The 13,033-nt window shown below is 44.8% G+C and carries 9 protein-coding genes and 1 pseudogene; 4 read left to right on the forward strand and 6 right to left on the reverse strand.

All coding sequences use genetic code 11. The features are described 5' to 3' along the window. Positions 1–163: 163 nt before the first annotated feature. Positions 164–2,944, forward strand: coding sequence for a heavy metal translocating P-type ATPase (locus AK822_RS04610; RefSeq protein WP_060490726.1), 2,781 nt, complete (start codon positions 164–166; stop codon positions 2,942–2,944). A 202-nt stretch (positions 2,945–3,146) separates the two neighbouring features. Here the strand turns inward: AK822_RS04610 and AK822_RS04615 are convergent, their stop codons facing one another. Beyond that, complete coding sequence (locus AK822_RS04615) at positions 3,147–3,869, reverse strand: Bax inhibitor-1/YccA family protein (RefSeq protein WP_045445091.1); 723 nt, start codon at positions 3,867–3,869, stop codon at positions 3,147–3,149. 299 nt (positions 3,870–4,168) lie between these two features. Between AK822_RS04615 and AK822_RS04620 the strand changes: the two genes are divergently transcribed. Together AK822_RS04620 and AK822_RS04625 are read left to right on the forward strand one after the other, a co-directional pair. Beyond that, complete coding sequence (locus AK822_RS04620) at positions 4,169–5,173, forward strand: NAD(+) kinase (RefSeq protein WP_227675922.1); 1,005 nt, start codon at positions 4,169–4,171, stop codon at positions 5,171–5,173. A 53-nt stretch (positions 5,174–5,226) separates the two neighbouring features. Further along, a complete protein-coding gene (locus AK822_RS04625; protein WP_060490727.1) occupies positions 5,227–5,538 on the forward strand; it encodes a YeaC family protein in 312 nt (103 codons plus the stop codon). Positions 5,539–5,624: 86 nt separating this feature from the next. Here AK822_RS04625 and AK822_RS04630 read toward each other — a convergent pair whose 3' ends face one another. The 4 genes and pseudogenes from AK822_RS04630 to alaS form a co-directional block, all read right to left on the reverse strand. Then, positions 5,625–5,999 (reverse strand): HopJ type III effector protein, encoded by a 375-nt coding sequence (locus tag AK822_RS04630; protein ID WP_045445094.1) that lies wholly within the window; start codon positions 5,997–5,999, stop codon positions 5,625–5,627. 123 nt (positions 6,000–6,122) lie between these two features. After that, positions 6,123–6,290: pseudogene (gene csrA / locus AK822_RS04635) on the reverse strand (carbon storage regulator CsrA); the annotation flags it as partial. 369 nt (positions 6,291–6,659) lie between these two features. Further along, complete coding sequence (locus AK822_RS04640) at positions 6,660–7,946, reverse strand: aspartate kinase (protein ID WP_055124395.1); 1,287 nt, start codon at positions 7,944–7,946, stop codon at positions 6,660–6,662. A 325-nt stretch (positions 7,947–8,271) separates the two neighbouring features. After that, positions 8,272–10,944 carry an alanine--tRNA ligase gene (gene alaS / locus AK822_RS04645; RefSeq protein WP_060490728.1) on the reverse strand — a complete coding sequence of 891 codons (2,673 nt, stop codon included), beginning with the start codon at positions 10,942–10,944 and terminating at the stop codon, positions 8,272–8,274. A 25-nt stretch (positions 10,945–10,969) separates the two neighbouring features. Here alaS and AK822_RS14825 point away from each other — a divergent pair, with 25 nt between their 5' ends. Continuing rightward, complete coding sequence (locus tag AK822_RS14825) at positions 10,970–11,110, forward strand: hypothetical protein (RefSeq protein WP_157292356.1); 141 nt, start codon at positions 10,970–10,972, stop codon at positions 11,108–11,110. On the opposite strand, the gene AK822_RS04650 is transcribed toward AK822_RS14825, so the two are convergent. Continuing rightward, entirely contained in the window at positions 11,107–12,882 is a 1,776-nt protein-coding gene (locus AK822_RS04650) for a DUF389 domain-containing protein (protein ID WP_060490729.1), read from the reverse strand. The genes AK822_RS14825 and AK822_RS04650 overlap by 4 nt on opposite strands. Positions 12,883–13,033 lie beyond the last annotated feature (151 nt).

Genomic DNA, 13,033 nt, shown 5'->3' on the forward strand with positions numbered 1-13,033 from the left:
GCTACTGTTATTGTTTTATTTTTTGTGAGCCGTGCTGAGAGTTATTTAAAATAGCTGTTTTAGATAAGTCTTCTGCATAGGCGTTGAGTCTCGTTAGTGATAGTAAGTTTACTTAAAGCGAATAAGGTTCGAGCAAACCTGTCTAAAGGAAGTAAGCGCGATTATGTCCAATGTCCCATCATCAATGGCCTCGACCACCAGCCAGCATTATGAAGATAACTCTATCATCGAAGGTTTAGTACTGCCACTCGCAGGTCACTGTTTCCACTGCGGTGATCCTGTACCGCAGCCGCCGTTCCATGCCAAGATATTGGGTAAGCCGCGTGAGATGTGCTGTATGGGCTGTCAGTTAGCCTCTCAAAGCATCGTAGAGGCAGGGCTTGAGCAGTATTACTTGGACCGCTCAGAGATTAATCGTACGGCAAGTCTACCGACGCAGTTGACTCGCCTTGAGGCGTATGACCATGACGAGATCAAATCACAATTCGTCTATGCTCAAGACGGACTGTCGGTTGCAGAACTGTCTGTCAATAACCTACGCTGCGCGGCATGTACTTGGCTCATTGAGTCGCGTCTCGATGAGTTAGAGGGCATCAGTAAATGTCAGGTGAATTTGACCAATCAGCGTATGCGTGTGATTTGGAACGAGGATAAGCTGCCGATCAGCCGTATTCTTGCCACCATTAATGAAATCGGCTATGAAGCCAAGCCTTATCGTCAAGATACGCATGAGGCGATGCTGGCGCGTCATAACAACCAAATGCTCATAAGATTGGGCATTGCCGCGTTGGGCTCGATGCAAGCGATGATGTATGCCGTTGCCATCTATTTTGGTGAATACAGCGATATGCTAATATTTCAGCGTGATTTTTTGCGCTGGGTATCTTTATTTGTCAGTACGCCCGTTTTCTTCTATGCGGGTATCCCGTTCTTTACCTCAGCGTGGTCGGCAATTCGTGCCCGTCAAGTTAATATGGATGTACCCGTCAGTATCGCGCTGATTGTGACTTTTTTCGCGAGCCTATATGCGACCATCACTGGGCAAGGGGAAACCTATTACGATTCAGTCAGTATGTTTATTTTCTTTTTACTGGCAGGGCGTTACATTGAACATAATGCTCGCCTAAAAGCCGCCACCATGGCCAATGACTTGGTCGTGGTTGAGCCAGTACTGGTACAAAAAATTGCGGAAGATAAAGAAGCCGCCGAGCTTATATTACAGCAGTTAAAGAAAAATGAGCTCGAGAAAACAGCTGTAAATGAAGACGTGAGTAATCAAGTCAGTAATTTGGATACAAATGAGGCGAGCACATCAGCCAATCCAACGCCTAATTTTATGCAAAGAATGGATGCCAATGTTCATCAGCTCACATCGAAAATTGCACAAGACTGGCAACTCGCGCGTACTCAACAATCAGCCTTACCAACAGCAGCAGATGAGGCAAAAGAAAAACAAATGGTCACCGCCCATAGTTTGCAAGTGGGTGATATCATTTTAGTTGAAGCTGGCTCTGAAATCATCAGCGATGGTATTTTGCTGAGTCAGACTGCTACCGTGTCGCAAAGCCTATTGACGGGTGAGGGCGACTTGATTATCAAGAGCCAAGGTGACTATATCGTTGGCGGTGCACAAAACGATAGCCAACCGTTTGAGATGCTGGTCACAGCATTGCCAGCAGACAGCCAAATTGGCTTGATTGATCGGCTGATGAACCGTGCCATGAGTGAAAAGCCCAAACTGGCACAGCAAGCCGATAAGCTGGCACGTTGGTTTGTGGCGCGTATTTTAGTATTGTCTGTCTTGGTATTCATTGGCTGGTATATCGTTGACCCAAGTCAAGCGATTTGGGCTACGGTCGCGGTATTGGTCGCGACTTGCCCTTGTGCACTGTCTTTAGCGACGCCAATTGCGCTGACGGTCGCGACCAATCGACTGGCAAGCTATGGCTTTTTGACAACGCGTGGACATACGCTACAAACGCTCGCTGAAATCACTCATGTCGCCTTTGATAAAACAGGCACTTTAACTTATGGTAAGCCGAATTTATTAAATATTGAGCTGCTTAAAGATAATGATATTGCAACGGCTACAGATGAGCAAAAAGATACGGTATTAGCCATCGCTGCGGCTCTAGAAGTAGGGAGCCGTCATCCTATTGCACACGCGCTGCTTACCGCTGCCTATCAGTTGCATTTGCCATCGACGCAGGCCTTACAGCATTATCCAGCAGGCGGTGTCGAGGCAATGATTGATGGCGTATTATATCGAATTGGTCATGTAGATTTTGCGTTAAGCGATGCTGATAATGATATGGTCATTGATTTAGTATCACAGCGCGCCAGCTCAGCGGTGGTTTTATCTTGTCAACAAAATGACTCGGTCACTTGGCAAGCGCTGGCATGCTTCTATTTCAATGATAAGGTGCGTGATAGTGCCAAAGCCATGCTCGATACTCTTAAAGAGTTGGGTATTGAAACAGTTATGTTGACTGGTGACCCAAGCCCGCAAGCGCTGGTATTGGCTGAAAGCTTAGGGATGCATTCTGCTTACAATGGTCTGTCGCCAACAGACAAGGTCACTCACATTCAAAAGCTACAGGCGGAGGGTGGCGTAGTGTTGATGGTGGGAGATGGTATCAACGATGCGCCAGTGCTAGCAGCGGCAGATGTCTCGACTTCTATTGCGGGGGCGGCAGATTTGGCACAAGTATCGAGTGACAGTATTATCTTAAATGGTCAAATCGACGCTATTACTGCTGCCAAACATATCTCTGATAAAACGGAACGTATTATCAAGCAAAACTTCCGCTGGGCACTCATTTATAATGGCAGTGTGCTAATACCAGCAGCGTTAGGCTATGTGCCACCTTGGCTGGCTGCTATTGGTATGTCATTAAGTTCATTGTTTGTGGTTTTAAATGCGCTGCGCTTAAAACGCGCTTAATACCCATTCAAAAAACGATTAGCTGCGCCAAACTTACTTAGCCTACTAATGTAGTACTGAGACTTATCTTCCTTGTTGCTCACATTTTTCCAGATAGTATGTCTATCATAAGTATTTAACTTTACCCATAAAAAAACCGCCTTTAACTATATGAATAGATAAGGCGGCTTTTTATTTATATAACGATTAACTGGTTTTTAAATTAGTCTTGCAAGTAGCTTAGCAAACGCATAAATTCAATGTACATCCACACGAGCGTAGCAAGAATACCAATACTGAATAACCATTCGTAGTCTTCTGATACGCCCATTGCCACACCGCGATCGATATTATCGAAATCTAGTAAAAGCGTAAAAGAGGCGATGATAATCACAAATAAGCTAAAGCCGATAGCGATAGCGCCACCTTCAAATAAGAACGGTAGGCTTGAGCCAAACGCTAAAGAAAGTACCCATTGCGCCACATAAACTAGCATAATCGCGATCAATGCTGAAGTCACAATTGAGCGGAACTTTTCAGTCACCTTGACCAGACCTGAGCGATATAGCCCTAGCATAACAGCTGCCGTCACAAAAGTGGCACACATAGCGGTCACTGGTACACTCGGATACATCCGCATAAAGAACAGCGAGATGCCGCCTAAAAATATGCCTTCTAACAGTGCATAAGGCACCGCAAAGGTTTTGGCTTTGTGTGGTTTAAAAGTGATAAAAAGCGCGAGACCAAAAGCGGCAAACATACTACCGAAGGCAGCCATCGTAATAAAGCCTTGCGACAAGCCTGCCATAAGGGCATAAAAGAAAAAGCCCACACCAGTGATCGCAGATAATCCAAGTAATAGACTGGTCTTTTGAATCACGCCCTTGACCGTCATTGGCTTACCGCCGATCGCAAGTTCTGCGCGACTGACAATAGGATTGGCCATAAAGTTGTCCTTAATAAAATATAAATAATAGTGATGTTAGCTACTTTAGCAAAACCGCCATTATTGTCAACTGTGTTTACGTGACAGCCATCAAGGCTTCACGACCTTATAGAGCTATTATTAGTTGATGTGTTTTGGCGTATTGCCTAGCTAAACAAACACGTTTAAGAGTAACGTGCGATGGCTTTTATATGGGGTTGATTACGACAGTTAACAACGATAATTCATAAACATGCTAGTCTAAACGCTCGTTTATCGCTATCATTGGCGAGTACTTTACCGTTATGCCGAGTCGTTTTATGGAAAACTCAGCGCAATCCGCAAGATTGCCGCACTTACATGAATCAGAGCTGTTCCACGCTATCAAAAACCCTGCTTTTAGGCGTATTGGGCTTATGGGCCGCGCTGGCAAACGCAGTGTCACTCAAAGTTTGGTGCAAATTGCCCAGACTATCAATGAGATGAATCTCACATTGATTATGGATGTGCAGACGGCGAACTTGCCCACTTTGAACCTCACTGAGATTGAAAAGGTCAAAATCGTTAAGCGTAGTTTGATTGGTGAGATTTGCGATTTGGTCATCGTTGTTGGCGGTGATGGCTCGATATTGCACGCGGCTGAAGCGTTGGCACGCTACCGTGTACCCGTGCTCGGCGTCAACCGTGGTCGGCTTGGTTTCTTAGCGGATGTAAAACCTGATGAAGCGGCGTTTAAATTGCGCCAAGTCCTGATGGGTGATTATCAGCTGGATCATCGTTTTCTATTGACGATGGAGATACGAGAAGGGCGCACTATCATTCATGAAGATATGGCGCTCAATGATATCGTATTGCATGCGGGGAAATCGGTACATATGATTGATTTTCAGATGAAAATCGATGGTCAAGATGTCTACCGTCAGCATAGTGATGGTTTGATTGCAGCAACGCCTACCGGTTCAACGGCCTATGCACTCTCTGGCGGCGGTCCCATAATCCATCCGAGTATGGATGCTATCTGTTTGGTGCCCATGCATCCCCATACGCTGTCTAGCAGACCGATTGTGGTGAGCGGTAATAGCGAAGTATGCATTCGCATTCACGAAGACAATCGCACTCAGCCGATGGTCAGTGCCGACGGCAAGCCAAGCGTGCCACTTGAGCAAGAGCAACGGCTCTATATTCGTAAGCATCCAGATAAACTTACTTTATTGCACCCGCCAGGGTTTGATTTTTATGAAGCTTGTCGCACCAAATTGCACTGGAACGTCCATGCTGAGGAATTCAGTCTTGACGTGGATGATGATATTATGGACGACGAATAAGTGTCTCTTTTATATAAAAACGTTATAAAAAATAGTGGTGGAGAATAGGAAGGATGGACAAGCAAACGATATTAGCAAGTTTAACGCCAGAAGTGGTGGATAAGTTCCGCATGGCGATTGAGTTGGGTAAGTGGCCTGATGGCCGCAAGCTGACCGCTGAGCAGTGCGAGACCTGTATGCAAGCGGTGATGGTGTGGGAGCACGAGCATCTGCCACCTGCTGAGCGCACAGGCTATATTCATAAGCCAGTCAAAGACGATGGTTCTATCGTCGGGGCAGAATGTGATGTCGAGCATGAGCATCATTATCCAAACATGCCTAATCCGAAAGGCGCAGTCCAACCCGTCAAGTTTAGTGATAAATAGGCTGATGGCTAAATTTTCTAATAAAAAATGAAGCACATAAAAAAGGCCACGCTAATCAGCGTGGCCTTTTCTTATTTAATAATTTTTTAAAGCGCCGTCGTATCAACACTAGGGCGAACCGTTAATGGGTTTTTTTGCATCAAAAACCCTTGCCAGCCCCAATGTAAAAAATTGCGGATATTGGCATGGTCAGTACCGTTAGGAGTTGCTTGAACTTTGGCATAATGCTCGCCAAACAGTTTTAGCGTGTCCAATTGATTTAGACCATGGTGCTTGGCAAAACCAAAAATTTTCGCACTACCTTCATTTTCACCAGCTGCATTGTGTACCATACCGTTCACAAACGGGGCAGGTGCGTAGCGATAAAAATCATCAATAAAACTGATGACATCATTGAATCCAATGGCTTTTTTATCCAAACCATTAAGTAGAGCCGATACATCTGATTGGCGGATACTCATAAATAAATGACCTCAGAGCAGATTAAAAAAGTGAAAGTATGTAACTTAGCGATTGAAATAGTCTTCGTCATCAAATGAAGGCGCAAAATTGCCTTGCTCAAGATGTTGCATTTGCGACTGTACAGAACGCTCATGCTGAATACGTTGGTAAATCTCTTCGCGGTGTACGGCAATATCTTTCGGTGCATTGACACCGATACGTACTTGATTGCCTTTGACACCTAGGACAGTCACACTGACCTCATCACCAATCATTAGCGTTTCGCCCACGCGGCGTGTCAAAATTAACATGCGTCACACTCCTTATGTCGCATTAACAAATTATTACTCATCAGATTACTTCTCAATTGCAGGACATTACCGCAGCCCTAGAAAGACAATGTATCAATGAAAACCACAATGCTTACTATTGTGCCAATAGCGGTAATGATAGGTAGATTCATTTAGCCCAAATGAAAGCCCCATTATAGGGGGCATAACAGAGACTGTCACGGGTTTTCACAAAACTATTGGGTAAATAGTTACCCTAGCAATAATAAAAAATAAAAATAGGATCTAAAAAGACCCTATTTAATTTAATACATTGTTGAAAGTAATTGATACTGACTTAATGCATAACTGTTAATGCTAAATCGATTATTTTAAGCGTTTTAAAATAAGTTATAGCCCAGCGATTTTACTTTCGCCATCTTCACGATCCAGACCAAATGCGGTATGTAGTGATTTAACGGCTTTTTCTAAATACTGTTCTTGGATAAGGACAGACACTTTGATTTCGCTGGTTGATATCATTTGAATATTGATATTGTTTTCAGCAAGCGTTTGGAACATGAGGCTCGCAACACCAGCATGAGAGCGCATGCCGACGCCGACTAAAGAGACTTTAACGACTTCATCATTAGCCAATATCTCTTTAGCACCTATCTCATCTTTGACTTCATTTTCTAGTACTTTCATGGTTTTGTCCATGTCAGTACGGTTGACAGTAAAAGTAAAGTCGGTGGTGCCATTGGTAGAGAGGTTTTGCACTATCATATCAATTTCTATATTGGCACGACCAATCGGGCTTAGGATAGCAGAGGCAATACCAGGATGATCAGGTACACCGCGCACGACTATTTTTGCTTCGTCTCGATTAAAAGCGATACCTGAGATGATTGCCTGTTCCATGTTGTCTCCTTCGTCTATCGTAATTAGGGTGCCGACATTGTCTTGAAATTCTTGGTCGAAGCTACCATCGTTGTTTTCATCAAAGCTAGATAATACGCGCAGTGGTACACCATATTTACCGGCGAATTCTACCGAACGAATCTGTAAAATCTTAGAGCCAAGACTTGCCATCTCTAGCATTTCTTCAAAGGTAATTTTTTCAAGTTTTTTGGCTTTTGAGGTCACACGAGGGTCAGTGGTATAAACGCCATCAACATCGGTATAAATCTGACATTCATCAGCACCCAAGGCAGCAGCAATAGCGACACCTGTGGTATCAGAGCCGCCGCGCCCTAATGTGGTCGCGTTGCCTTCGTCATCAATACCTTGAAAGCCTGCGACGATAACGACATTGCCTGCATCGAGTTGCTCACGGATATTTTTGTCATCGATGCTTTCGATACGGGCTTTATTGTGGGCATTGTCCGTTTTAATCGCTACTTGACGACCAGTAAATGAGCGAGCGCCTACACCAAGCTCTTTAATCGCCATAGCAAGCAATGAAATCGATACTTGCTCGCCCGTTGAGACCATTTGGTCGTATTCACGGGGATCAGGCTGAGTGCTAATTTGGCGTGCTAGATCAATCAAACGGTTGGTTTCGCCGCTCATAGCAGAGACGACAACAACTATTTGATGACCGTTGTCATGCCAGCGTTTGACTCGTTTGGCGACGTTTTTGATGCGGTCGATACTGCCCATCGAGGTGCCGCCGTATTTCTGTACTATTAACGCCATAAAAATCTACCTATTATTCATTAATGGCCTTTTATTATCATCAATGAGAGCCAATATGCGGATGTGACGCTCAATCAATGCTTGTATAGATAAAGCCGTATTATAAGAATTGCGCCCATGCTTTTCGTTTATGTATTCAGTAGTGCTGACTAGGTAATGCACGCACGATGCATATAAACGTTGACCTTTATATCATATCTACGTCACAACGTTAAGTGCCCGTAGCGCTTAGATACATGGCGATTGGTTATAACCGTTATAACCAATCGCGTATCTTATGCGTAGTAGACCAGAGTGATGCGCTGTATTCATGTCTTTTTCAGGACTAGCTAAGCTGAGTTTCAATCCAAGCAGGTAGGGCATTGATAACCGCGGTACTGTTGGCAGACTTTGGCGCGCCGCCTTGTGCGTAATCTGGCTTACCACCCCCTTTACCGCCCAGCTCACCTGCCAAATGACGAATGATATCACCAGCTTTTACTTTCGCAGTCACAGACTTTGCCACGCTTGCGGCTAGGGCTAACTGTTCGTCTTTATCACCAATCAATACAATCACGCTATCAGGGAGTTTAGATTTAATATCGTCCATCAGGGTACGGATAGATTTGCCGTCGATACCGCTTAAGGTACTGATAAGCACGGGCGTGCCTGCGATGGTCTGTACTTCATCGAGTAAATTGGCTGCTTGGGCGCTGGCGATTTTTTGCTCTAAACGCTCTAGTTGTTTCTCAAGTTCGCGCTGCTTATCCGCCATGGTACGCACGCGCTGTGCCACTTCAGGACGTTTTACTTTTAGCTGACTGGCAAGCTCGCTCAGCTGCTGCTCACTTTGCTGAATGTTTTTAATTGCATTCATGCCAGTGACAGCTTCAATACGGCGGATGCCAGCAGCAATACCTGATTCGCTGGTGATTTTTAACACACCAATATCACCAGTACGTTTAACGTGCAAACCACCGCACAACTCAATAGAGAAGGGCTTGCGCTGACCATCGATGATAATGTCAGTGCCCATGGTTAAGACGCGAACGTCACTGCCATATTTTTCGCCAAACAATGCCATCGCACCTTGTTTCATCGCTTCGTCGATAGACATATTCTCGATGCGAGCAGGGGTGTTGGCTTGAATTTGCTCATTGACTAAGCGTTCGATACGCGTAATTTCAGCAGTGCTGACAGGCTTGTCATAGGAGAAATCAAAACGTAATACTTCGCTTGATACTAGCGAGCCTTTTTGCGTGACCGCGTCGCCCAATACTTCTCTTAATGCCGCATGCAATAGATGCGTGGCAGAGTGGTTTTTGGCACTGGCTGCGCGAATACTCGACAAGACTTGCGCATCAGCGGTCTGTTTGGTATTAATGTCACCCATGGTCACGACACCATAATGGATGATGGCTTGACCAGATTTTTTGGTGTCTTGCACTTCAAAAACGCCAGTTGCAGTGCGGATTTCGCCAAGCTCACCAACTTGACCACCACCTTCAGCATAAAACGGTGTACGGTCAAGTACCACGACGCCTTCCATACCTTCGTTTAAGCTATCGGCTGGACTGCCATCTTGATACAGCGCATCAATCGTGACGCCTTCTTCTGCAAGCTGCTCATAACCAATAAAGGTCGTTGGGTTTTCTACTTGAATGACACTGCTATAATCAACGTCAAATTTGCCAGCATCACGAGCACGCTCACGTTGCGCTTGCATATGCTCATCAAATTCAGCTTCATCAATCACAATACCGCGCTCACGAGTGATATCCGCAGTCAAATCGACCGGGAAACCATAAGTATCGTACAGTTTAAATGCGGCTTCCCCAGATAACGTGTCGCCATCTTTTAGACCTTCCAGCTCGCTGGCAAGTAGACGTAAGCCTTGTGCCAAAGTTTTGGCAAACTGTGCTTCTTCCTTTTGAATGGCATTTTCAATGACGCTTTGCTTATCTTTTAGCTCAGGATACGCCGTACCCATTTCAGCAACCAAAGGCGCGACCATTTTATAGAAAAACTCACTGTCAGCACCAAGTTTATTGCCATGACGTACCGCACGACGAATGATACGGCGCAGTACGTAACCACGACCTTCGTTGCTTGGAGTAACGCCATCAGCAATCAAAAATGAAACGGCGCGAATATGGTCAGCGATGACTTTTAATGACGATTGTTGCTGGTTTTCAATCTCTAAAATCTTAGCCGCCGCATCCATCAAGTGTACAAACAAATCTATCTCGTAGTTGCCATGGACGCCTTGCATGATGGCGCTGATACGCTCAAGTCCCATGCCAGTATCTACGCTTGGCGCTGGTAGCGGTAGCATAGTGCCATCTTTTTGACGATTAAACTGCATAAAGACGCAGTTCCAAATCTCGATATAACGGTCGCCATCTTCTTCAGGTGTGCCCGGTAGACCGCCTTCGATATCGGCACCATGGTCATAAAAGACTTCGGTACAAGGGCCGCAAGGGCCGGTGTCACCCATCGTCCAAAAGTTGTCTGAGGCGTAAGGTGCGCCTTTATTATCGCCAATACGGATAATGCGCTCGCTTGGGATGCCGATGTCTTTATGCCAAATATCAAAGGCTTCGTCGTCAGTCTCATAAATGGTCACATACAAGCGGTTTTTATCGATTGCTAGCCATTCATCTGAGGTCAAAAATTCCCAAATATAGCCAATACCGGCTTGCTTAAAATAATCGCCAAAAGAGAAATTACCGAGCATTTCAAAAAACGTATGATGGCGCGCCGTATAACCGACATTATCCAAATCATTATGCTTGCCGCCAGCACGTACGCACTTTTGCGACGTCACCGCACGGGTATAATCACGTGGCTCCATACCCAAAAACGTTTCTTTAAATTGATTCATACCGGCATTGGTAAATAGCAATGTCGGGTCATTGTGTGGAATCAAACTCGATGAGGCGACGGGGGTGTGCTGCTTGCTTATGAAAAAATCGATAAAAGCTTGACGAATATCGGCTGAGCGAAATGGCTGGCTCACAGCGGCTCCTTACTGGCGAATAGAATTGAGTAAAATAATTTTGCAAACGATTTTAGCACAAACGCCCAAGCTCTTGGTACAAGAGTTACAACGGCTAGGTTATTCTGCGCCTGTAGATGCTCAATGGATTTGTAGCGCATCAAAGCCAGTTGGTCAAAAAAGCTAATTGGTCAAAATCGCCGCATCAGTCTCGTCCAGTTTATCTTGTATCAATGGATTGGATTCAATGACTTGTACTGGCAAGTAGCGTAGCTGTAGCTTAATAGGGAGATACTCAGGAAAATTCTCTGCCATATCCTGAGTAATGACGGTTTCAATTTGCCGTACATCGTATGAGGTAGGCGTCGTCTCTCCGCGAATGACCGCACGTACGACTTTATTGTCTTCTGAGGTATCAAATTGCGTATTGGTCAGCACGTTGCCTTTATCGATAAAGTAGCTATTGATGGCTTCTTTGACGCTACTCTCAAAAACCTGCTGCTTGGCGTTGGTCTGTAGGTTGATGGTCAAATACGTCCCTAAACCACCTAACAATAATAACGTCACCGCATTACGGCGTAAAAAGGTCAAATAGGTGCTGGATTTATAATCGTCATCGACCAAACGGCGAAAGCCTAATAACCAAAGTACTAAAGCATTGGTAAACTGGATAGCAATAATATTGGTTAGCGCCAGTAGCAGTGCCCCAAGTCCAAGCTGCGTCTCGCCATTGGCAAATAATATCCCACTCGCGGCAAGAGGTGGCACCAATGCAGTGGCTACCGCCACGCCTACCACTGCCACTGATAGGTGCGGTGAAACCATCGCGTAAGCGCCAGCAGTACCACCCGCTAGAGCAATCATTAAATCCATCGAGGTTGGCTGAGTGCGCGATAATATCTCTGCGGTCAGTGGCTGATCTTTGTGTAACCAGCCGACGATAAAACCAACCAATACCACCAATGATACGCCGACGATAACCGTAATCAGTGATTTACGTAGTAATGGCATACGATGATCAATAATCGCTAACGCTATGCCAGTAATGGGACCTAACATCATGGCAACCAACATGGCGCCAATGACGACGGCAGCTGAATTGGTCACTAACCCATAACTGGCGATGATGGCAGAAAGTATATTCATAATGAAATACATTTTGCTAGGCAGAGCGTTGGCCTCGATTCTGACCCGTACTTCTGGATAGTCTACCTTTTGATTGCTAAATTGCTCGGCAACAAATTGCTTATAAGACTCGAGCTTGGCTTCTTTTTTTTCTTTAATCTCGTCTTCTAGCTCTTCCTGATTATCGACTTTATCTTTTACAGTATTTTTTACGATAGTGTCATTATTTTTCGGTGTGTTTGGCTGTTTATCAATTGAGGACGGTTTTGTGTTGTCACTATTTGCTTTGCTTTCTTGCTGAGGGTTATCAGAGATAGGATAAGTGCCCTGTGCATCAGCTGGGGCAATACCCTCTGCCTCTACCGTTACCTCAGCGTCAGCATCTTTTTGAGACGTTTGCTCGTAAGCGTTATCTTCTTTTGCTTGAGCATGTTCTGCTGATGCATTTTCTAGATTTTGATGATTGGGCGCTGTTGTCAATCTCAACGATTCATTGAATAGTGGTGTCTCAAGCCCAGTGATTTCACGTTTAGTTATTTCAGACTCATTGTTGGGCTTGGCGGTTTCTAACGTTGCCACTACCTCGTCAGCACCAATGGACTTTATCGCTATCGTTGTTTCAGGAGGCTGCGCACAAGCCATATCCTCGCCACAGTCATTGTCATCACGAATCTCTGAGCTTTTTGAAGACTCAGTATGTTCGACAGTGCTATCTAGTACAGAGCTATCATCTGCGTCAGTTAGCGCCGCTTTTTTGTCTAGATAATTGGCCGTGCTTGAAGCATCTTTTATAACTGAAGAATCATTAGAGAGTTTGTTTTCAGATGAGGTCATGGCAGATGGCTTTCTTAAAAAGTAAAAGAAAGACATTATTGTAATGATAAAACGAGGACAACGTATGGGTTTTTTACGACTAAATAGAGCGCATTGTCATTAAATAGTAATACTTAAAATAGTAAAATTATGCATCATTAACTAATAACAA

It is taken from the genome of Psychrobacter sp. P11F6 (assembly GCF_001435295.1).
Classification (GTDB): domain Bacteria; phylum Pseudomonadota; class Gammaproteobacteria; order Pseudomonadales; family Moraxellaceae; genus Psychrobacter.

Coding starts and splice junctions, on each gene's coding strand:
- AK822_RS04610 (WP_060490726.1), top strand. CDS start 164: ATGTCCAATGTCCCATCATCAATGGCCTCGACCACCAGCCAGCATTAT.
- AK822_RS04615 (WP_045445091.1), bottom strand. CDS start 3,869: ATGGCCAATCCTATTGTCAGTCGCGCAGAACTTGCGATCGGCGGTAAG.
- AK822_RS04620 (WP_227675922.1), top strand. CDS start 4,169: ATGGAAAACTCAGCGCAATCCGCAAGATTGCCGCACTTACATGAATCA.
- AK822_RS04625 (WP_060490727.1), top strand. CDS start 5,227: ATGGACAAGCAAACGATATTAGCAAGTTTAACGCCAGAAGTGGTGGAT.
- AK822_RS04630 (WP_045445094.1), bottom strand. CDS start 5,999: ATGAGTATCCGCCAATCAGATGTATCGGCTCTACTTAATGGTTTGGAT.
- AK822_RS04640 (WP_055124395.1), bottom strand. CDS start 7,946: ATGGCGTTAATAGTACAGAAATACGGCGGCACCTCGATGGGCAGTATC.
- AK822_RS04650 (WP_060490729.1), bottom strand. CDS start 12,882: ATGACCTCATCTGAAAACAAACTCTCTAATGATTCTTCAGTTATAAAA.